Consider the following 23,811-nt stretch of genomic DNA (forward strand, 5'->3'; position numbering starts at 1 on the left):
TTTTACAGGTACATACTTGATGAATTTATGTGATTTAATTAATTTAATATAAAAACAAAAGGGGTTGCAATATAATTTGCAGCACCTTTGTTTTAGATAACATTATTGGAGATAATCACTATTCAGAGGAACTAGAATGGGATGAAGTAATACTCTTGCTAATAAAATACTAAGTGATGATGAATTAGTGAAAATGATAGAGTATGGTAACAAAATAAAAGTTATTGCTAATTTAAGCCATAGGTTTAGCTTTGCGAAAATTTTAATTAAGTAAACATAATTTTGTAACAGTGATGTAACAGTTTAATGATATACTGTAATTATATATTCATGTACAAATGATAATGAGTTTAATATTAGACTAAATATAGAGGTTGGTGTTAGCTGTGAAAAATAAAGGGAATAAAATTAAAAAGAAAAGAAAAATTAGTAAAAAAAGAAGAAAAGAAATTAGAAGAGCAAGGTTGATATTAGCAACAATATGCTTAATACTAATAATTATAGTTGTAAAACTTAAGAATATAACATTTTCAGATGACGATTCACCTAAAGTATTAGTATCTGAAAATAGTAAACAAAAAGAGAAAGAGAATAACATATCTAAGATGGATATGATCGTGCAAAACAGTGGAGAGTATCCAGAGTCTTTAATTGAATTAGCAAGAAAATATGAAGAGACAATTGATTTTGTATTAAACTATCCAAAGAACAAAGATAAAGATTATAAAATAAATCCAAATGATTTTAAAAAGGAAAAAGGTGAGATTCAACTATTTATTCAATGGGACGAGCATTGGGGATATAAAAAATATGGCGATGATTTTATGGCTTTGACGGGGTGTGCGCCTACATCATTAGCAATGGTGATTTATTCACTTAATAATGATAAATCAGTTACACCTAATGTTATTGCAAAATATGCAGAGGAAAACAATTTTTATGTAGATGGAATTGGGTCTAGTTGGGAACTAGTAAATGCAGCGACGAAGAAGTATGGATTAAAGAGCACGGCTATACCTTTAAATGAGAATACTATTATATCATCACTTGAAAAGGGAAACCCTATAATAACATCAGTAGGGCCTGGAACATTTACAGGAAGTGGACATTTTTTAGTATTAACTGGTATCACAGATGAAGGAAAGATAAAAATAAATGATCCTAATAGTAAAATTAATTCTTCAAAAGAATGGGATATAGATGTATTTATAAAAGAATCTTTAATGTTATGGGAAATAAGTAAATAAAACATTATTTTGAAACAAAGCAAAGGGTATATCAAATTAAATCGCTAGCAATTTCGTGCCAGACAAGCTGGCTACTCAAAAGTTCCTTCAGGGGAAACAGTATTTTACAGGTACAAGTAGTATCTAAAATACAATAATTTAATCAATTAGACTGTAATAGAGATGAAGACTTTATTACACTTGGAGCATCTTGTGCTAAAGATAAGAAAAATAAACAATTAGGAGTAACTAAAAAAATTAAAGGAAATATTCTTAGAATTTATAGCTTGTTTAGAGTCAGTCTTAAATGGTTTAAATTATATTATTATTCATGTCGAAAGAAATATCTCCTAAAATTTTCATTTGTATTGTATGAGTCTTAGAATGATTTATTTACATTTACATATCGGCAGTAGTATCTTCAGAATACTACTTTCCATATTTGCGAATTAATTCAAAAATACAAGTATTATTAAAAAAATAATTAAAAAATTTGAACTGTGATAGAGATAAAAACTTTATTACAGTTTTTTTGTTTAACAAAAATAGATTATGGGATATAATATAAAGTGAAAATAGAAATAATAAAGTATATAAGGACGTGAACAAAATTGTCGAAGACACATGACTTTGATGGGGCGTGGAAAGCTATTTTAGAAGCATTTGAAGTAGAAATAGTTGAATTATTATTTCCAGAGATATTTAATGAAATTCATTGGAAACTTGGAACTGAATCATTAGATATGGAGCTTAAAGAAATACAAAAGGAAATTTTTGATAAATATAGCGGTGATAAAGTAATATCAGATAAGATAATAAAGGTTAGATTAAAAGATAATGGTAGTAAAATATTATTTATTCATATAGAAGTACAAAGTTATGATAGTAAGCAGGATATCTTTGGAGAAAGAATGTTTAGATATTTCTATAGAATTTGGGATAAATTCAGATATAAATATGAGGATAAATCGGAAATAGTTGCAGCTGCAATATATACGTACAAAGGTAGAGCAGGAAAGGATGAAAGATATGTATATAAACTTCCAGAAATAGAGGAAGAAATACTACGGTATAATTTTAGAACTATAGATGTAGAAACTATAAAGCTTGAGAATATAAGTGATAATAACCCTTTAAAATTAGTTTTTAAAATGGCTAAGAGTTTATTAGAAACAAATTCAAAGGATGAGGATATATATATAGCTAAAGTTAAATTAGCTGAAGAACTTGCATATTATGATAAAGTTAAAGATAATGAGCAAATAAAAGCATTAGTAGATTTTTTAGAGTACTTATTTTTAATACAAGATCCAAAATTAGAAAAGAAATATGAAGAGTATAAGAGAGAGAAGGGAGGGGCATTAAAAATGACAATAGAGGAAATTAGAAAGGTACACTATAAGCGAGAAGGAAAAGAAGAAGGAAGAGAAGAAGGAAGAGAAGAAGGAAGACAAGAAGGAAAAGAACAAGGCCGAGAAGAAGAAAAAATAAAAATTGCAAAAAAATTATTAGATGTATTAGATAATGAGACAATAGCATTAAAGACTGGGTTAACGGTAGAATTTATCGAATCTTTAAGATAGAAGTTTTTAAGATTATACTGTAATAGAGCAAAAAACTTTATTACAGTTTTTTTGTTTAACAAAAATAGATTATGGGATATAATATAAAGTAAAATAGAAATACTACGGTATAATTTTAGAATTATAGATGTAGAGAATATAAAGCTTGAGAGTATAAGCAAATAAAAGCATTGGTAGATTTTTTAGAGTGCTTGTTTTTAATATAAGATCTAAAATTAGAAAAGATAGCAAGCCATAAGTCTGTCAGACGAGCCGCCATACTGGGCTACGCCCCCCGACAGGTTTTAAATACTTTCAGATACAAGCATCTAAAAGTACTATGGTTTTTATAGTGTTTGGTGCATTTTGAAATAGGATAATTTAAAAGAAATATACAAACAAAAGGTGTTGCAATACTGAACTGACCTCTGTCAAGTAGACAGGTTAAATAATTAAAAATGTATAAGTTGATGCGACCATATTATTGGTCGCATTTTTTATGCACTTTGTTTCTTTGATTCTAACATTGCTTTATAAGCTTGTATTCGTTTATTTTCAGGAATAGGATATTGAATTGGATTATCATTTCTTAATGCAGCATTTCTTACTTCAATAGGTGCTAGAGTACCATATCTTTCTTGATATCTATAGTTGTTGTAATAATCTATATATCCATCGATTGCCTTACGTAATTCTTCTTCATTGCAAAAATCAGATATATAATACATCTCTGATTTGATAATGCCCCAAAATCCTTCGGTTGGTGCATTATCAATGCAGCAACCAACTCTAGACATGGATTGTTCTATGCCTTGTTCCTGTAACTTCTTTTGGAACGCTTTGCTTGTGTATTGAAATCCTCTATCGCTATGAAATAATGGTATTGCATTTGGATTCTTTTCGATTGCAAGATCATATGTATCAAATACAAGCTTATTATCATTTCTATTACTTAATACATAAGATACAACCGACCTGTCATACAAGTCTAAAATTACACTTAAATATACTTTTTTATTACTCATTGTAACCTTAAATTCTGTTACATCTGTTCCCCATTTTTCATTAGGTTTTGATGCTTCAAATTCTCTATGTAATGTATTTTTTGCAACTGTTTCAGGTGTAGAACGACGATAAGGTTTTCTCTGTTTTCTAATTATTGATTTAATTCCAAGTGCATGCATAATACGCTGAATTCTACGTTTGCTGTAGTTCTTATTCTTATCTCTATTGATATAGCTACGCATACGGCGATAGCCCAGTGTATGCTTAAACTTTTCATCATATTCTTTGATCCATAAAGCAATTTGTTCATTCTCCAATTCAGTAGGAGACTTTTCTCTATTGAGCCATTTATAATAACCAGCACGAGAAATATTTAACTGTTGGCACATGTAGAGAATATCCCAACCTTTTTCATTTTTAAAATACTGTATAGCAAGATATTTAGGTTCTAACTTTCCTTTAGCTAGAATCGCCCCCTTTCGAATTCCTTCACTTTTTTTAATAGTTCTACTGCCATGTCACGTTCTTCAAGCAGGCGCTTTAGACGTTTATTTTCTCTATGTAGCTTTTCTAATTCATCAACTTCATCATCTGCTTTATGATGTCCTCGCTTATCAGCAAGACCATCTTCACCAGTCATATCATATTTCTTAACCCATGAATAAACGTGACTATAAGAAACATCATACTTTTTAGCGGTTCTTTTATAATCACGTTTATGTTCAATACAATATATTACAATTTCTTTACGTTCATTAATTGTTGTTTTTCTTGTAGCACTAGCCATATAGACCTCCTGTTTCGGATCATAATCCTTAAGTTCCATATTGCTATTATACTTCTTAATCCATCTTTGTAGAATACTAGTGCTACGAATTTCATACTTAGTGCAAATATATTCTTGAGATAACTTTCCATCAAAATATTCCTCAATTGCTTTAAGTTTTAATGCTGAAGAATAAGATTTATTATGTGGTTTATGATAAAACACTGATTCTCCGAATTCTTGATATTTCTTAGCCCAGTTACGTATGATACCGCCTCTATTGCAACTATAACGAATCCATAATTCTGTACATATTTGATAGATGCTCTTGATACCCGATAGATAATCCTCAACTGCTTGAATTTTATCTTCGGGAGTATACTTATATTTTCGTCCCATAAAAAATACCTCCAAAGTAGATTTTGGTTATTTACCATGTCTACTTTGGAGGTATCATATCAGAACTAGAGTGGTATGAAGTCACACTATTGATAAATGAAAGTATAATTATAAAAAATTACTCATATGATTAGTTAGACACCTATATAATAAAGTGTAATATCATTTAAATGAGAAGGGATAGCTAATATAGAATACAGTATCTATATGTATTCTATATTTAAATTTAATTAAGTTAGTTCTAATGTTCGTTAGAAGAGTATTTACTTTTCTATCAAATGTTCTAACTACATCATACAAGGAGGGGTAGTGTTATGTCAGAAATGAAATGTCCAGTAACAGGAAAAACTAGTACAGCTACAGCTGGTGGTGGAACTACTAATAAGGATTGCTGCTCGAACCAGTTGAATCTTAACATTCTTAGGCAAAACTGTGATAAAAGCAATCCTATGTCAAAGTGCTTTAACTATGCTGAAGAATTTAAAAAGTTAGATTACAAAGGACTAAAGAAGGATTTATATAAGCTAATGACAGATTCACAGGATTGGTGGCCGGCCGATTATGGTCATTATGGACCATTTTTTATTCGTATGGCTTGGCATAGTGCAGGGACTTATAGAATTGGTGATGGTAGAGGTGGTGGAGGACAAGGTCTTCAACGTTTTCCACCACTTAATAGCTGGCCAGATAATATTAGTCTAGATAAAGCAAGACGTTTACTTTGGCCAATTAAAAAGAAGTATGGAAATAAAATATCTTGGGCCGATCTTATGATATTAACAGGTAATTGTGCATTTGAATCTATGGGGTTAAAGACAATTGGCTTTGGTGGTGGCAGAGTAGATGTTTGGGAGCCACAGGAGGAGATTGATTGGGGTAGCAAAGAAATACTTGGAGATAACTTTAAAAATGGTAAACTTGAAAATCCTTTAGCTGCAGTTCAAATGGGGTTAATTTACGTGAATCCAGAAGGTCCAAATGGAAATCCAGATCCATTAGCATCAGCTCTTGATGTTAGATTAATTTTTGAACGTATGGCTATGAATGATGAAGAAACTGTGGCGCTTATAGCAGGTGGACATACCTTTGGTAAATGTCATGGAGCAGCATCACCTACTTATGTTGGACCAGCACCAGAGGTTGCACCTATTGAGCAGCAAGGCTTAGGATGGAAAAACAGCTATGGAACTGGAAATGGTGATGATACAATAAGCAGTGGATTAGAAGGGGCATGGAAGGCAGAGCCAACAAAGTGGACTATGGGTTACTTAAAGACAATATTTAAATATAAATGGGAACTTGTTAAAAGCCCTGCAGGAGCATATCAATGGTTAGCTATAAATGTAGATGAAGAGGATATGGTAGTTGATGCTCAGGATCCATTAAAAAAACATAGACCTATGATGACTACAGCAGATTTAGGCCTTATATATGATCCTATTTATAAGGAGATAGCAAAAGGTTATTTAAAAAATCCTAAAAAGTTTGAAGAGGATTTTGCTAAAGCCTGGTTTAAATTAACTCATAGAGATATGGGACCAATATCAAGATATCTTGGGCCGGAGGTTCCAAAGGAAATATTTATTTGGCAAGACCCTGTACCAGAAGCAAATTATAAATTAATTAACAAAAAGGATATTTCAGAACTTAAGAAAAAGATTTTAGAATCGGGGCTGTCGGTATCTGACCTTGTTACAACAGCCTGGGCATCTGCATCAACTTTTAGGGGCTCAGATAAACGTGGTGGAGCAAATGGAGCAAGAATACGCCTTGAGCCACAAAAACATTGGCAAGTTAATGAGCCAGAGCGTCTTAAAAATATTTTGAGTATATTAAAAGAGATACAGAAGAGTTTTAATAAGTCACATTCAAAGGATAGGAAGGTTTCATTAGCAGATATAATTATACTGGGTGGATGTGCGGCTATTGAAAAAGCTGTAAAAAATGCAGGATATAATATTATTGTTCCGTTTAATCAAGGACGTACTGATGCAACTCAAGAGGAAACAGATGTAAAATCCTTTAGTGTACTTGAACCTAAGGTAGATGGCTTTAGAAATTATGAGAAAACTAACTATTCAGTAAAACCAGAAGATATGTTAATTGATAGAGCTCAATTATTAACATTGACTATTCCTGAAATGACAGTATTAATTGGTGGTATGCGTGTGTTAAATGCTAATTATAATCAGTATAAGGATGGAGTATTTACAAATAAAAAAGAAACTCTTACAAATGATTACTTTGTAAATCTTCTTGATATTAATACTATTTGGAAGCCATTATCAGAAGATAGAGAAAGGTTTGAAGGCTTAGATAGAGATACAGGAAAAGTTAAGTGGACAGCTACAAGAATTGATATTATATTTGGATCAAATTCACAGCTTCGTGCAGTTGCTGAGGTATATGCAAGTGATGATAATAAGGAGAAATTCATAGAAGATTTCATAGATGCATGGAACAAGGTGATGAATGCAGACCGCTTTGATAGTTAAGTCGATTTTATAGTGTAAAGACGTTAGCACGTTTCGTGATAACGTCTTTTGTATTGGAAATAATAGTTACCTAGGGAAGAGATGGTTACATTGGTAAATACTATAAAGTAGTTGAAATATACAAATAAATATGTGATAATTGGTAACGTAATCATTTTATATTAGGAGGTTATTTAATATGAAGAAATTAAATGAAATTAAAGAAATTGTTGTACAAACTATAAAATTATCAGATGAATTCCATAGGTTTTTAGGGAATAATGAGTTGAAAGAAAAAGATGATATTAAGATACGTTACTCACAGGAGGATCTTAAAGAAAGAAGAAAATTATCTGGATATTTAGAGTCATTTGATGATGATACAGTACTTACAATACAAGCTATTATGTATATTGGTAGAGATGAAGTTTATAGTAATAAAACTTATAGTGATGAGGCTGAAGTATGGGCTAAAATTGAAGAAAAAAAGAAAACTTTAGAATTTGAAACTAAAGAAACAGAAGTTGACCAAATGGTATCGAAATCTCCTTTAGGTGACTATCTTAGATTAGGATTAAAATTATTAGGTTTATAATATAAGTATAAGAGAGAAAAGGGCAGGATATTAAAAAAACAAGTTTGGATGTTGATTTTAGTAAACGATTAAGGTTGTTGATACAGTAATATATTCTGAATTATGCTTAAATATTAAATGAAGCGTGCTAATAAAGGCACGCTTTATTATGTTGTTTAATATATTTAAATTGGATATAATAAGAGATATTCGAACAGACGAGGCGCGACAGTTATTTTAGAATAAAAGATGCGTAATGACCAGGTCGGTCAGAGGGTTTTTGGATACAAGCTAATTTAAACAATTGAACTACAAAAGGAGTTATTAAATGAAATATTATTTAGCACCAATGGAAGGCATTACGGGATACATATATAGAACTTCTTATGAAAAATATTTTGGAAATATTGATAAATACTTTACACCTTTTATCGTTACTAATCAAAGTAGAAGTCTTAAAACTAAAGAATTAAGGGATGTTTTTCCTGAAAATAATAAAGGGATGAATATAGTTCCTCAAATACTTACTAACGATTCAGAAGGTTTTATTAATATTTCTAGAAAATTACAGCAATTAGGTTATAATGAGGTTAATTTAAATTTAGGGTGTCCTGCTGGAACCGTTGTTTCAAAAAATAGAGGATCAGGATTTCTAGCTAAAAGAGAAGAACTTGATATATTTTTAGATGAAATATTTAAAATAGATGATATGAAAATTTCTATAAAAACTAGAATAGGAAAAGATAGCCCAGAAGAATTTTATGAGCTGATAAAAATTTACAATAAATATCCTTTAGAAGAATTAATTATCCATCCTAGAACACAAAAAGACTTTTATGGAAATAAACCTAATTTAGAAGTATTTAAAGATGGATTATCATTAACTACTAACCCAGTATGCTATAATGGCGATATTTTCACTGTAGATGATCATAATAAATTAATAAAAGCTTTTCCAAAAGTAGATACAGTAATGCTAGGAAGAGGGATACTAGCCAATCCAGGGTTAATGAATGAAATTAAAAATAATACTTTTATAGATAAAGAAGTATTAAAAGATTTTCATGATGAAATTTTATATAAATATATAGAATTATTTAATGAAGATAGAAATGCAATATTTAGAATGAAAGAACTATGGGGGTATATGAGTTGCATATTTTCAGATAATAAAAAATATGCTAAAAAAATAAAGAAGTCACAAAATTTAAGTGATTATAATGAAGCTGTCTTAAGTTTATTTAGGGATCAGGAAATTATACAAGGAGCTGGATTATTTAATAAGCCATATTAAATAAGTACTTGGAAATGGGTGAATATGAAACAAAGAAATATGGAATTAAAGAATAGAAAAAAAGAAAGAATAAAAATTAATAATATAAATGACTTTAAAGATGCGTTAAAAAGAGAAGGATATAAGATAGATGAATTTGATGACGAAAAATTCAAAGAAAAAATTACAAAGATTTTTAAAATAGATAATAGTGTAACGGAGAGATTGCATATATATATTAAGGATACTGAGATTACTTATAGAGCAAATGATATTAAGGATTTTATGGATTATATAGCAAAAATGATATTGTTTGAAAATGAACATAACAAACTATGTAAAAAAATAAGTGAAGTAAAAAAACTAGATATAGATAGAATTGAATATGAACGACAGGTAAGCTCTCAAGATAATGTTGAAGATATCATAAAGGCTATAGAAGAAATAAAAAGTAATATATCTGTAGTAATAAGTGAAGAAGAGAAAATAAAATTGGAAAAGTTAGAAAAAGAATTAGATAAGGACTATGTTTATGCAAAGGATATTGAACTATTGAAAAAAATGGTTTCTATTAGAAACGAAGGCGTAAAAGAAAAATATAATGCCGAAACTAAAACTAAAACAGTATCCATAGAAATACCTAAGCAAATAAGTTATGAATATATTAGGGCTAAGGAGGGTACTGTAGAGTATCATCAATATTTAAGTAATAACATACAAAGAATGAAACGTTTAATAAAAAATATTGATAAATATATGAAAGTTGATGAAAAAGAAAAGACAACATTTAAAATAGATCAAAGCAAAGCATTAAATGACTCTATAAATATAGCAGTAGCAATATTTAATGAGAAAGAATTTAGAGCAATTAGTGGAAGTAATGAGATAAAAAATTATTACACAGCACCACCACTAGAAAAGGCAATTTTTAAAAGTAGTAAAGTTAATAAATTAGGCAAATTAGGAATAGGATATGAGAGAGCTTTTGATAGTGAAAAAAAGATATTTGAAGAAATACATAAACAAATAGAAGCAAAAATTCTTAAGGATGAAGGAAATCTTATTTTATATAGTAAATGGGAACCCTGCCCAAGTTGTTATTTTGTAATTAGTCAGTTTTGCATAAAGCATCCAAATATAAAAATACAGGTAAAATATAGTAGAAGATATGGAGAATAACGTAGTTAGAGGTAAGGAAAACTTCAGGTACAAGTAATATCTAAAATTATTAGCGTATCTATTACAAGAAGGTATTTACAATCTATTACAAAAGTGATAACATATTTTAAATATAGAGTTAAGTTAATAAGATTATTTTAAATTAAATATAAATGAGCAGAGAAAGGGACGAGTATTATAGAGTACAGTTTTTAGAGAGGGAATGTCACCGGTTGTAAGCATTCCTAGATATGACTATAAGAAAACTACCCTGGAGTTATGGTTTATTAGCTAAAATTAGTGAAATACCATCGGTGAAAGTCGTTAAACATATTGAGAAGAATTGGATTAATTTAATTCAATTTGGGTGGAACCACGGATATTAACATTCGTCCCAAGCTGGGATGAGTGTTTTTTTCATACAATTAATTAATAAAAGGAGGTAGTAATATATGATAAAGATAAAACTAAAAGATGGATCAATAAGAGAAATTGAGGATTATTCTAATATTTATGATCTTGCAAATTCAATTAGCAAAAATTTAACTAAATCAGCTGTAGTGGGGGAAGTAAATGGAACGCTAGTTGATTTGAGTTATAAACTAAAAGATAATGATGAGGTAAATATTCTGACATATGATGATGAAAAGTCAATTGAAGCTATCAGACATTCTACTTCACATGTTATGGCTCAGGCAGTTAAGAGACTTTATAGTAGTGCAAAACTTGCAATAGGACCTTCAATAGAAAATGGATTTTATTATGATTTTGATATTGAAAATCCATTATCTGTGGAAGATATAGATAAGATTGAAAAGGAAATGAATAATATTATTAAAGAAAATTTGAAGTTTGAAAGAATGGATGTTTCAAGAGAAGAAGCTATAAAGCTAATGGAAGAAAGAAATGAAAATTATAAAGTGCAACTTATTAATGATTTACCAAATAATGAAAAGATATCTTTATATAAGCAAGGAGATTTTATTGATCTTTGTAGAGGTCCACATATTCTTTCTACAAAGTATATAAAAGCATTTAAATTAATAAGCGTAGCTGGAGCTTACTGGAGAGGTAATGATAAGAATAAAATGTTGCAAAGAGTATACGGAGTAGCATTTTCTAATAAAACATTACTGGAAACTCATTTGCATAATTTAGAAGAAGCTAAAAAGAGGGATCATAGAAAGTTAGGTAAGGAACTAAAGCTATTTAGTTTTATTGAAGAGGGTCCAGGATTTCCATTTTTCTTACCTAAAGGAGTTGTTTTAAAAAATACTCTTATTGATTTTTGGAGAGAATTACATTTAGAACATGGTTATGTTGAAATTGAAACACCTATAATGCTTAATAAAAAATTATGGGAAACTTCAGGACACTGGGATCATTATAAGGAAAACATGTACACTTCTATTATTGATGAAGAAGAATTTGCATTAAAGCCAATGAATTGCCCTGGTGGAATGTTAGTATATAAATCAGAAGCTCATTCATATAGAGATTTTCCAATGAGAGTAGGGGAACTTGGAAGGGTTCATAGACATGAACTTTCAGGAGCATTACATGGATTAATGAGGGTTAGAGCCTTTACTCAAGATGATGCTCATATATTTATGTTACCAAGTCAAATAAAATCGGAAATAAAAGGGGTTATAGACCTTATTGATAAGGTTTATTCAAGATTTGGATTTAAATATAATCTTGAACTTTCTACAAGACCAGAGGATTCTATGGGAAGTGATGCAGATTGGAAATTAGCAGAGGATTCTTTAAAAGGTGCATTAGATGAACTAAATTTAGAATATAAAATAAATGAAGGCGATGGAGCATTTTATGGACCTAAAATAGATTTTCATCTTGAAGATAGTATAGGGAGAACATGGCAATGTGGAACAATTCAATTAGATTTTCAATTACCACAAAGATTTGAATTAGACTATATTGGAAATGACGGAGAAAAGCATAGACCAATAGTTATTCATAGAGTAATATTTGGAAGTATAGAAAGGTTCATAGGAATACTAATCGAACATTTTGCTGGGCAATTCCCAACATGGCTATCTCCAATTCAAGTGAAAATACTACCTATATCAAGTAAGTTTGGAAATTATTCAGATTGTATTAAAAAAGAATTATATGCAAAGGGAATAAGAGTTGAAATTGATTATAGAGATGAAAAGATAGGTTATAAAATAAGAGAAGCTAGAAATGAAAGAGTTCCCTATATAATCGTTGTTGGGGAAAAAGAAGAAAATAATAATGAAATTTCATTAAGAAGTAGAAAAAATGGAGATGAAGGAACTTTAAAGCTGGAAGATCTAATAGAAAGACTTGTTAATGAAATTAAAAATAAAGATGCGTAACGACCTCGAAGATTTAGAAAATTTCAAGGTGTAAGCTAATTTAAGCAATTGAACTGTAATAGAGATAAAAACTTTATTACAGTTTTTTTTATTTTAATAGGGGTTATGAAAAGTTAAAGGGCTAGTGTGAAAACAAACAAGGGATGTTATGGAAACATCATGTAAAGGTATTTGGATTCCTGAGGAGTTATGGCAAAATGAAGAGTTAACAGTTATATAATAGCGCTTTCTTTAAATAAATAATATTAGTAAGTAGTATATGAACTTCTATTTTAGTTTAAAGTTAAAAAAAACACAAAGTTGACACAGTTATTACATGAAGACTACACAACTCATGAGTATAATAAAATTATATTAACAAAGGTTATAAAAAATAAATATAAAATTACTAAAGAAGGAGAACATTATGCAAATTAATAATAGGGATTCTTATTTTGATAATTTAAAAGGATTTTTAATTATAGCAGTTATTGTAGGAAATTCATTGGAAGTTGCTAATCCCAAATATGTAAATATTCATTTTTTGATACTTCTACTATATGTATTTCATATGCCATTATTTGCATTTGTATCAGGATACTTTTCTAAATTAAGTACAAGGACTGTAAAAGAAAAAGTTAATGATACAATAAAATTATATTTTTATTCACAAATGTTTTATACTGCATTTAATTTTTTTATTCTTGGAAGAGATGATGTAAGTCTAAAACTGTTAATGCCACAATGGACATTATGGTATCTTTTATCTTTGGTATGTTGGCATATGATAGAAGATTATATTAAGGAACATAAAAAATGGATTATATTTACTATAACTCTAGCAATATTAGTTGGATTTGATGCAAGTATTGGAACTAATGGAAGTGTTTCGAGAACACTATTCTTTCTACCATTCTTTATTGCTGGTAATGCATTTAAACTAGAATATATAAGTATTTTAAAGTTAAATAGAATTAAAATATTAATAGTATCTATAATTACATTAGGAGCACTATGGGTTTTAAGTCAAGAGACTCCAGTAGAATTATTTTTTGAGTACTCAAAATACACTTGGTACTTTGATAGCCCTTGGTTTCCAATGTATATGAGAATGTTTCATTATTTTGCTGCAGTTTTTGTGGGTATGACAATACTTATATATATTCCTAAAAAGAAGACTGCGTTAGATAAATTAGGAAGATATTCTTTAATATTATATTTAGTTCATTCTGGAGTAGCTCAAATTCTAATAGGATATAAATTACTTAAATACGATTCATTATTAGATGTAATAATATCTACTATTATTATTGTCATAGTAGTAGTAATTATAAGCTTTAGTTGGGTTATGATTAAAAAAAGGATAAAAGCAAGCCATTTTAATCCTTTCCTAAAATCAGTAGGAGCAATGATAACCTAAGGGAATGCCATCAACTTAAGAAAGAAATTAGTTTTTAATAGTTAGAAAATATTGTTTCAAAACTATTTAAATCTACGAAAACCATATTGATGGAAGAGTCAATATGGTTTTCGTTTTTATTTAATATGAATAAATAAGTAGATTATTTTTTTGGATTTTGAACCTCTTGATGAAACAATAGCTAAAAACAGGTTTGGAGCATTATTATTTAGAAGAATATGATAATAATAAATTTATTAGAAGTCATAAAACCAAAGATAGAAGGTGAAAAACAGAGGGAAAAAATAGAAATAATTCTTAAAAAAGTGTATAATGGAAACAAGTAGATAAATTTTAAGAGAAAAGGAGCTACATTTATGATTAGAATTGATAAAATTAGTAAGACCTATAATGGGAAAATCCAAGCTGTTGATAATATATCAATAGAGGTTAAATCCGGGGAGATTTTTGGGTTTATAGGACCTAATGGTGCAGGGAAAACAACAACAATCAAAATGCTAACTGGTATAATATCACCAGATTCAGGAGAAATAGAAATAAACGGCAAAAGTATAGTGAAAGACCATTTAGAAGCTAAAAAAGAGTTTGGATTTGTACCAGATAGCCCAGATGTATTCTTAAGACTTAAGGGGATAGAATATCTTAATTTTATGGGAGACATATATGGAATAGATACGACAATTAGAAAAGAAAGAATAAAAAAATTATCTTTAGAGTTTGAAATGGAAGAAGCATTAGGAGATAAAATTCAAAGTTATTCACATGGTATGAGACAAAAAATGATAATAATGGGTGTGCTTATTCATGACCCAAATGTTTGGATACTTGATGAACCTATGACTGGACTTGATCCTAAGTCATCATTTAAATTAAAAGAAATGATGAGAGAACATGCAGATAGTGGGAAAACAGTAGTGTTTTCAACTCATGTACTTGAAGTAGCAGAAAAGATATGTGATAGGGTAGCCATTATTAACAAAGGAAAAATTTTATTCTGTGGAACACTTGAAGAGCTAAGAAAAGAAAAAAATACAAGTGATTCATTAGAAAAAATGTTCTTGGAGATGATTGGCAATGAGTAATGTAATAAGACTTACAAAGCTATTTTTAAAAGATGGTTTTGGAAATAAGGAAAATCAAAGTACAAAAGAAAGAGGGAATTATAAAAAAATATTATTAGGTATATTTATTTTTATATGTTTAATACCCCTTATGGGAACTATTTCATTTGGAACAAAAGAAATTTATGAAATTCTTAAACCTATGGGGCAGGAAAGTTTAATAGTTGGTGCATTAGTAATGAGTACATTTAGTGTAGTACTTATATTTGGAATGCTAATTTCTATTTCTGTATTGTACTTTTCATCAGATATAGAAAGTATTTTACATCTTCCGCTTAAAGTACGGGAAATAGTATCTGCAAAATTTATAACAATTTTAACTCATGAATATGCATTTGTTTTATTTATAACAGGAACAATAGGAGGAACTTATGGATATTTAGAAAGTGCAGGACCAATTTATTGGATAAAATTAATAGTTGTGACTATTATACTACCAATTATGCCACTTTCAATTGCATGCATACTATGTATTTTCCTTATGAAGTTTAATTTTATTACAAGAAACAAAGACAGATTTAATATGCTTATAGGTATTGTGGGAATGGGACTTGCTATAGTATTTAACATTGGTCTTCAAAAAATGACCAGATTACCTAAAGATGAACTAATGGAAAGATTAGGAAATGGAGATTCTTTAGCAAGTACACTATTTAATAATCCACTAATAAAAGCACCAATGAATTTTTTATCTCAAAATGATATAGGATCTGCATCTATGAATTTTATGTTTTTTGTAGTATTTACAATAGGGATTTTCCTTATATATATAACAATTGCAGAGGCTTTTTATCTAAAGTCTGCAATGTCAATAAGCTCATCAAGTTCAAAAAGAAAAAAAATATCAGAGGTTGATTTATCAAAACAAAGTGAAAAGAAATCACAAATAATAGCATATATGATGAAGGAAATAAAATTATTACTTAGAACACCTGCATTTTTTATGAATTGTGTTTTAGTAGAAATTTTATTACCTGTATTTTTATTGATACCTGCAATAGCAAATGGGACAGATATTACAGCAATTAAAGAAAATCTAAGTAAAGCTAGAGAATTTGTTTCAAGCAATGCAAGTGAAACAGTAGCGCTATTTGCAATAGCTACTTTTGTTATAACTATATTTGTAGCAGGTTCAGCTATAGTATCAGGAACTTCAATAACTAGAGAAGGTGGAAGTTTTTATGTTAATAAATTTCTGCCTATAAGTGCAAAACATCAGATAATAGGTAAATTGTTAAGTGGAGTTCTAATAAATTCAATAGTTTTAGTTTATATTATTATAATAAATTTAGTTTTAGGAACACCGATTATTAATTTTGTAGTTAGTATAACTACATGTATCTTAACAATAATATTAATTAATATTACACAAATATTATTTGATATTATTAAACCAAAACTAAATTGGACAAATGAATATAAGGCTGTTAAGCAGAATTTAATGGTGTTTATTATGATGATGTTTAACTTTGGAGTAGCAGGTGCCGTTGGAGTAATTACATTAATCAATTTCAAAAATATAGGTGGGAATGGGCTAATTATAACATCTTCAATAATAGCTATCTTAGTTATTATTATTGCAATTATGTATAATGTAGTAATGAGTTATGGTATAAAAAAATATGAAAAAATTTAAAATATAATGCTGAAAGAATTGGTAATTTTAACTGCAATAGAGCTAGAAACTTTATTGCAGTTTTTTTTATAAGGGTAACCCAGCGTTGGTATAATAAATGAAAGTATTACATAAAATTATAAGTGGGAGTGATTAGAATGGAGCAGAAGTCAAAGTATAAGAGTATATCAAAATTTATAATTATATGTATTTTTGTAGCATATATTGCAATAATATTTAAGATAGTTGTATTTAAATATCATGGATTTATAGATATATTTTCAAAAAAGTCAGTTAGTTTTACAAGCTTAAATTTAATTCCATTTAAGCTATGGGCGGATTTCTTTGAAAATGCATCCGGTATGGGATGGGCATGGGCTATATCTAATTTATTTGGTAACATAATAATATTTATTCCACTAGGATATTTATTGCCTTTAATATTTAAAAAGGCTAAGAATATATTGCCAGTAGCCTGTATGGCATTTGTATTTAGCTTAGTGCTTGAGTCTTTACAATATGTATTAGCAATAGGAAGTTCTGATATTGATGATATTATTTTAAATACATTAGGTGGAGTAATAGGATATTTATGCTATAAAATAGTTGCTAAAGTATTAGTAACTAATAAAAAAATATATATAGGTACAATAATACTAACAGTTTTATTTTTAGTAAGTGGATTTACTGTTGCAAAGTATGAATTTGGAAATATGCTTGGAATAACAAAATTTGAGCAAGAAGTAATCGGAGGAGATGTTATACCAGAATCAAGGGCCGATTATATAGGAGCTTTTATTAGTTATGATGATAATATTATAAATATGTATGATGGTATGATTGTAGATAGCAATGTAGACACTTCATTAATGGAAAAATTAAATGTAAAAGTTAATGAAAATACAAAGATATATTTAAATACAATGAAAAGTAAAGAAAATAAAATGACTGCTGAATATAATGAATATACGGACTCAGTAAGTAGTATAGAAAAAAAATCTACTTTATCTATTTGGGGAAAAGAGGTGGAGGGTAAGATAGTAGCGGAAATAATTGTTATACAAAAACCAATCATAAATAAAGAAGAGTCTACTATAACTCATACAGAGGATAAAAGAAATAAGAAGACTACAGACAATAAATCAAAAGATGATATTCAAATTCCAGAAGAAAAATCTGATATAGAAGGTTGCTTTAAAGAGTATGAAAATGATGTAATAATAATTAACCGTATAGATAATTTCGAAAGTGGGGAGTCTACTATTTCCGTTTCATCAGATATTAAGGTGAAAATAAAAGTACAGGATGATACAAATTATATTATTAAAGTTATAACTTCAGCAGGAGAAGTAAGGTCTATAAAATCAACTTCTATAGATGATATGAAAAATGGAGACAGGTTAGATGTTTGGGGAGAAAGTTTTGATGGAGCACTAATAGCTGATAAGATAGTAATTATAAGGATAGAATAAAATTAAAATTAAATGAAATCCACGATAGAATTCTATCGTGGATTATTATTTAAAAGTAATATATTCTTATAAAATTTCTAATATTTCTATATTATATTTTTCTCCGGGAGCATCAACTTCAACCTTAGCTCTAACTTTTTTGCCGGATAATGCTTTTCCTAAATCAGACTCTATACTTATACACATATTTTGAGGGTCTAAATCCATAGTAGTTACTAGTGTAACAATAGTTTCGTAGTCATCCTCTATAAATTTAATTTTAGCTTTACTATTAATTCCTAATGTTAATTTATTTAAATGCGTATCATCTATTAGAGTTGCTGTTGAAATCATAGTCATTAAATATTGAATTCTATTATCATTTTCTCTATAGTTTGCGCAAGCTTCTTTATATTCTGCGTTTTCTGATCTATCGCCATGTGCAGCAGCTACTAATTTTTCCTTTGATATTTCAGCCCTTTTTACTGTTAATCTATATTCCAATTCTTCTCTTAATTTTTTTATATTTTCTTCTGTTAATTCATTATTCATAAAAATTTAGCCTCCCCTAAAATATATTTCCCTATATATTATATAATATATAGAAAAAAATGAAAGGTATTTAGTTATATTTATTCTACGATATTGATAAAGAGAATTAAGAAGGAAATTAAGAAGGGAATTGATAGCTTTTTACTTGATTCAAATATAGGAAAACTTATGTTTGCTATATTATGAAATACAACATATAATGAACTAGAAGATTTAGATAAGATAGATGATTGGTGTTAAAAGTACTAGTAAAGAGCTAAGCAGCTAAGATTTACTAGAAAAGGAATTATCGACGAAGTTTATAGTCCATGCTTTAAGGCTATTTTCTGATTATATGGATAAAAACTATATAATTGTCACAATTAATTGTGGCGCGCTATTGTTTAATAAATTTGTATATTTGATATATATTGAAGTATTTATACTTCAAGCTTTAAGTCACGGTACTTAAGGCTTTTTTTGAGTAAAAGTATAAAGGATTTACATAAGTAATCTGCAAATAAATAATAGACTAGTATTCTTGATTTTGAGTCTGTTAATTATCTTACGATGACAAATAATTTATAAAGACATGTCTAAAAATTTTTATTAAAAGCATTAGGTATTTAAAAAATAGACTAAAACATTAATTTGTTGTTTTTAAAAAATATCTAAGCAAAGAAACTATATAAAAATTAAGGGGGACATATAAGATGATAATAGGCGTATTAAAAGAAATTAAGTGTGGAGAATCAAGAGTAATAGTAACACCGGTAGAGGCAGAAGAATTAATAAATGATGGACATGAGGTGTTAGTTCAGAAAAATGCAGGGTATATAGCTGGCTTTAATGATGAGGAATATGCAAGAATAGGTGCTAAAATTATAGATAATAGAGAAGATATATATGGTAAATGTGATATGGTATTAAAGGTTAAAGAATTTTTCGAAGAAGAATACCATTTATTAAGAAGTGGACAAATACTGTTTGCATGTATACATCCAGCTTCAAATAGAGAAGAGGTAGATGCATTATTAAGAAATAAAGTTATAGCGTTTACTGCAGAAGATACACATAGATATGGGTCACCTAACTGCGAAGTAGCTGGGAAATTAGGTGCATTAATGGGCGTGCAGTACTTATTAAATAGTAATGGTGGAAAAGGTCAATTAATTAGTGGAATAGCAGGGGCACCAGGCGCAAATGTTATAGTTCTTGGAGCTGGAATAGTTGGAAAAGGAGCTATACAAATATTGTCATCACTTGGAGCACAGGTAACAGTTATGGCTAGAAGTATAGCAACTATGAGAAGTTGTCATGAAATATATCCAGCTAATGTGAGAACAATGTTTTCTAATCAATCAAATATAAAAGCACTTTTACCTACAACAGATTTAGTAGTAAATTGTGTTAAGTGGCCAAAGCATAGAGAAGATAATTTAATAACTAGAGAAATGCTTTCATTAATGAAAAGAGGTTCAGTAATAGTTGATATAAGTGCAGATGTAGGTGGGGCAATTGAAACATATAGACCTACAACTCATGAAGATCCTGTTTATGAAGTAGATGGAATAATTCACTATGGAGTAGATAATATACCAGGAGCTGCGGCGCATACTACATCAATAGCATATGCTGCAAGTGTACTACCTCATATAAGAGCTATTGCAAATAAAGGAGTAAGAGAAGCTTGTAGAAAAGATGGATTTTTGAGAAGAAGCTTAACTGCATATAATGGAATACTTACTCATAAAGAAACAAGCATAATTCAAAATAGAAAATGGAGCACACCAGAAGAAATTCTAGAATTAGATTTGGATAATATAGATTTAGCGCCAATTGCAACTACAATATAATACACATTATTCAATTTTAAAGCGAGTTAAAAGGTGTTTATAATATAAAGGCAAAGGAATGGATTTAAAAATGACGAATAATACTGAATTAAAACAAAAACAATTTATAGCGGCTATGGAGCTTTATGAGGATAAAAGAATTTATAAGTTGTTTGGAAAATTTATTTCTACGGTAAATATTTCACTTCAAATTATTATAGCATATGTGGTTATACCTATTAATATAGGTATTTGGTGGCAAATATTTTCATTTGTTGTAGCGTATTTTCTTACTGACTTTATAAATGGATTAGTACATATGTATATGGATAATAATGAAAATTACAAATCCGTAGCAGGCCCACTAATAGCAAGTTTTCATTTGCATCATAAAACACCTCTCTACAAAAAAAACAATCTTTTATTGGTCTATTTCAATGAATCAGGTTCAAAGATTTGGCTTTCGGGGTTTTTAATAATTGTTTCAATAGTAATGAGTATATTTAATATTAATAGGATAATTTTATATATCATATTATATTTTAGTATATTATCATCGGTAGCTGAGGTTGCTCACTATCTTTGCCATGGATCAAATACAAGATTAGTAATTTTTTTGGGGAGAAGTCATTTATTACTTGATAAACATCATCATGGAAGACATCATATTGAAGATAATGTTAATTATGCATTTTTAAATGGTATGTCTGATCCCTTAATTAATATAATTGCTAAGAGGTTTTATTGTGGATATAAAAATACAACAGATAAACATTATGCATATTATAAAGGGAAGGGCACAAAAAACAGGGGACAAGCCTAGTAATTAAGGGTTCATCATTAAATAAATAATGATGAACCCTATTTGTTTTAAACTTCTATTTGTTTAGTAGCTATAGTATCTTCTGTTTTAGTTACTACTGAAGCATTAGCACTAGCCATATTAGCTAAAACCATGCTCATTATGCCTTCCATTGCATTAGGTGTTTTTCCATCAGTGCCACCCATAATTATTGTTTGTGGAACTAGTGGAGATTTACTTATTTTTAGTGCATCTGCAAAGGCTATCATAACACTTTGTTGTACTTGTAATTCTGGTCCGCCATAGGCTTCAACCAAAGCTTTAGCCGCAGTACCTTTTGCAATACCAACCTTTGTTTCTTGTTCTGCAGTAGCATCTGCAACGGATTTAATATTTAATGCTTGTGCTTTACCAACTGTTTCAAGTTTAAAGGCTTCTGCACTAGCTTGTAGTTGCACTTGTTTGGCATTAGCTTCTGCATTTAGTTCAGTAGCTTTTGCATTAGCAGCAGCTTCAGCTTCTTTTGTATACCTTGAAGCATCAGCTTCTTGAGTTCTCTTATATTTATCAGCTTCAGCGAGCTTTTGTGTTTTTAGTGCAAGCTGCTCTGCAAGTCTTAATTCTGATTTACCTTTATTATCTGCAACTTCTATGTCGATACTTGATTGTGTAAGAGCTGTTTGAGCAGAACTTTTTGCAATTGCCTCATTAAGTTCTCTTTGTTTTTCAGCTGATTTTTGTTTAGCTTCATTAGTTTTTATTTCTTCCATAGCAACTTGTCTGTCTCTTAATTGTGCTAGTATAAGTTCAATTCTCTTATCTGTTGCAGATGCGGCAGGTGTGCCGATCAATACTTCTTGTAATTCTAAGTCATACAACTTGAATTTCTCTTTCATTTCCGCTGAGGCTTGGTCTTGAATAGTACTTCTATCTTGAACTAATTCAATAAGTGTCTTGGTTTGACCAATGTTTTTGAAGTAACCAGATATCATAGGATCAAGTGATTGTTCAATAAGCATTTTAATATCACCAAATCTTTGGATAACTGAAGAAGCTTTCCTATAATCAATATTAAATACCACTGTAAGCGGTAGATTTGGTTCAAAGGCATCCTTAGTTATAAGGCTTATTTCTTTCAAGTTATCATCTAATTTATGATCTCCTGACTGTCCACTAATCCATTTTAATATAACATTAGTAGTTGGAACTGGAACAACTTTACCTGCATATGTGTTAAAGGCATATTTACCTGGCATCATAGAATCTCTCCAAATACCTTTTTTACCTTGCTCAACTAGCTCTCCATGTGAATAAGTTGATCCAGATACGTCTTCACCTTTATCACCAAAGTAGCTTACAACTACGCCAACATATCCAATATCTATTATACTTTTTGGTACTATATCAACGTTTGCGAACATTCTGTTTATAAAATAAACTCCATCTGTTAATACTTGCATTTGCTTACCTTTTCTACCATTAGCAGCTAGGAATTTTTCAGGTTCCTGGAAATTATTGTGATAAAATTCATTAGTTATACCATCTCCAACTATAGGGGCAATAATAGCACCATTATCTGGAGTAGGGCCTTCATTAATAGTAACAATACCTATAGTATCTTTACTTCTTATAGTGTTACTAGATTCATATTGTTCAACTGTTTTTGAGCTTGCTATAACTACAGGATTAAATCCACCCACTTTAGCTAAATCACTTCTCATCGTTTCTATTTGTGCGGATTCATCTTTTGAAGTAAATATTGAATGTACTTTATCTCTTGTAATTATAATAAATTGAGCTAAATTAAATGCATAGGTACCTTCACGAAGAATTTGTCTTTGTGGACCTTTTTGTCCTCCGTTACCTAAAAAGGCAGCCACATCTTGAAAAGATTTACTGGAAGATACAACTCTTCCTAGAGTTTGCCCATCACCTAGGCTTTCACCAGATCTTGAAAATACATAAGCTATTTGACCTTGTGGGATGGTTACTAACCTTACCTTTTTTACTTTATACTTAAAAGGAGTCTTAAAATGGACTCCAGCTCTAAGTACTTGTGGCTGATAACCAGCCTCGCCTTTAAGAGCAATAAGACCATCAGAAGGTACAGACCCACCCATACTCCACCATTTTTCAACAATACCGACTTCGTCGGTTCCGATACTTGTAAACCCTATTCCATAGAGTAATAAAAATAATACGACTAATACCGCTCCTACTATAATTAAAATTGACAATGGTTCCATAATCTTAACCCCCA

General features: G+C 29.4%; 17 protein-coding genes, 1 riboswitch and 1 other annotated feature. Of the genes, 13 read left to right on the plus strand and 4 right to left on the minus strand.

The genetic code is table 11. The features are described from left to right. The first annotated feature begins 386 nt into the window (after window positions 1–386). Both J1C67_RS10935 and J1C67_RS10940 read left to right on the plus strand, forming a co-directional pair. Window positions 387–1,247, plus strand: a complete 861-nt coding sequence (locus J1C67_RS10935; protein WP_167866820.1) for a C39 family peptidase — start codon at window positions 387–389, stop codon at window positions 1,245–1,247. Window positions 1,248–1,837: 590 nt separating this feature from the next. Continuing rightward, window positions 1,838–2,809, plus strand: a complete 972-nt coding sequence (locus J1C67_RS10940; protein ID WP_167866821.1) for an Rpn family recombination-promoting nuclease/putative transposase — start codon at window positions 1,838–1,840, stop codon at window positions 2,807–2,809. 476 nt (window positions 2,810–3,285) lie between these two features. Here J1C67_RS10940 and J1C67_RS10945 read toward each other — a convergent pair whose 3' ends face one another. Both J1C67_RS10945 and J1C67_RS10950 read right to left on the minus strand, forming a co-directional pair. Next, window positions 3,286–4,296 carry an IS3 family transposase gene (locus J1C67_RS10945; protein ID WP_167866853.1) on the minus strand — a complete coding sequence of 337 codons (1,011 nt, stop codon included), beginning with the start codon at window positions 4,294–4,296 and terminating at the stop codon, window positions 3,286–3,288. Next, window positions 4,257–4,784, minus strand: coding sequence for a helix-turn-helix domain-containing protein (locus tag J1C67_RS10950; RefSeq protein ID WP_341479229.1), 528 nt, complete (start codon window positions 4,782–4,784; stop codon window positions 4,257–4,259). The genes J1C67_RS10945 and J1C67_RS10950 overlap by 40 nt, the downstream gene beginning before the upstream one ends. 488 nt (window positions 4,785–5,272) lie before the next feature. Between J1C67_RS10950 and katG the strand changes: the two genes are divergently transcribed. From katG to J1C67_RS10995, 9 genes are all read left to right on the plus strand, one after another. Beyond that, complete coding sequence (katG, locus tag J1C67_RS10955; protein WP_167866823.1) at window positions 5,273–7,453, plus strand: catalase/peroxidase HPI; 2,181 nt, start codon at window positions 5,273–5,275, stop codon at window positions 7,451–7,453. 178 nt (window positions 7,454–7,631) lie between these two features. Then, window positions 7,632–8,027, plus strand: coding sequence for a DUF3775 domain-containing protein (locus J1C67_RS10960; protein ID WP_167866824.1), 396 nt, complete (start codon window positions 7,632–7,634; stop codon window positions 8,025–8,027). Between the two features lie 307 nt (window positions 8,028–8,334). Further along, window positions 8,335–9,300, plus strand: a complete 966-nt coding sequence (locus J1C67_RS10965; RefSeq protein ID WP_167866825.1) for a tRNA dihydrouridine synthase — start codon at window positions 8,335–8,337, stop codon at window positions 9,298–9,300. 24 nt (window positions 9,301–9,324) lie between these two features. Next, window positions 9,325–10,458 (plus strand): deaminase domain-containing protein, encoded by a 1,134-nt coding sequence (locus J1C67_RS10970; RefSeq protein WP_167866826.1) that lies wholly within the window; start codon window positions 9,325–9,327, stop codon window positions 10,456–10,458. A gap of 150 nt (window positions 10,459–10,608) precedes the next feature. After that, window positions 10,609–10,837, plus strand: a binding site (T-box leader). A 52-nt stretch (window positions 10,838–10,889) separates the two neighbouring features. After that, entirely contained in the window at window positions 10,890–12,797 is a 1,908-nt protein-coding gene (thrS, locus tag J1C67_RS10975) for a threonine--tRNA ligase (protein WP_167866827.1), read from the plus strand. A 406-nt stretch (window positions 12,798–13,203) separates the two neighbouring features. Then, a complete protein-coding gene (locus tag J1C67_RS10980) occupies window positions 13,204–14,196 on the plus strand; it encodes an acyltransferase family protein (RefSeq protein ID WP_167866828.1) in 993 nt (330 codons plus the stop codon). Window positions 14,197–14,552: 356 nt separating this feature from the next. Next, entirely contained in the window at window positions 14,553–15,278 is a 726-nt protein-coding gene (locus J1C67_RS10985) for an ABC transporter ATP-binding protein (protein ID WP_167866829.1), read from the plus strand. Beyond that, window positions 15,271–16,953, plus strand: coding sequence for a putative ABC transporter permease subunit (locus J1C67_RS10990; protein ID WP_167866830.1), 1,683 nt, complete (start codon window positions 15,271–15,273; stop codon window positions 16,951–16,953). The genes J1C67_RS10985 and J1C67_RS10990 overlap by 8 nt, the downstream gene beginning before the upstream one ends. A 137-nt stretch (window positions 16,954–17,090) precedes the next feature. Beyond that, a complete protein-coding gene (locus tag J1C67_RS10995; protein WP_167866831.1) occupies window positions 17,091–18,404 on the plus strand; it encodes a VanZ family protein in 1,314 nt (437 codons plus the stop codon). Window positions 18,405–18,470: 66 nt separating this feature from the next. Here the strand turns inward: J1C67_RS10995 and J1C67_RS11000 are convergent, their stop codons facing one another. Next, window positions 18,471–18,935, minus strand: coding sequence for a GreA/GreB family elongation factor (locus J1C67_RS11000; protein WP_167866832.1), 465 nt, complete (start codon window positions 18,933–18,935; stop codon window positions 18,471–18,473). A gap of 215 nt (window positions 18,936–19,150) precedes the next feature. Continuing rightward, window positions 19,151–19,322, plus strand: a riboswitch (Lysine riboswitch). 305 nt (window positions 19,323–19,627) lie between these two features. On the opposite strand from J1C67_RS11000, the gene J1C67_RS11005 reads away from it, so the two are divergent. Continuing rightward, window positions 19,628–20,770 (plus strand): alanine dehydrogenase, encoded by a 1,143-nt coding sequence (locus J1C67_RS11005; RefSeq protein ID WP_167866833.1) that lies wholly within the window; start codon window positions 19,628–19,630, stop codon window positions 20,768–20,770. A gap of 58 nt (window positions 20,771–20,828) precedes the next feature. Further along, the gene (locus J1C67_RS11010) at window positions 20,829–21,572 is read left to right on the plus strand and encodes a fatty acid desaturase CarF family protein (protein WP_167866834.1); all 744 of its coding nucleotides are present in this window, start codon (window positions 20,829–20,831) and stop codon (window positions 21,570–21,572) included. Between the two features lie 47 nt (window positions 21,573–21,619). On the opposite strand, the gene J1C67_RS11015 is transcribed toward J1C67_RS11010, so the two are convergent. Then, the gene (locus J1C67_RS11015) at window positions 21,620–23,797 is read right to left on the minus strand and encodes an SPFH domain-containing protein (protein ID WP_167866835.1); all 2,178 of its coding nucleotides are present in this window, start codon (window positions 23,795–23,797) and stop codon (window positions 21,620–21,622) included. Between the last annotated feature and the right edge of the window lie 14 nt (window positions 23,798–23,811).

Origin of the sequence: Clostridium gasigenes (genome assembly GCF_017348895.1) — a bacterium.
GTDB lineage: Bacteria > Bacillota > Clostridia > Clostridiales > Clostridiaceae > Clostridium > Clostridium gasigenes.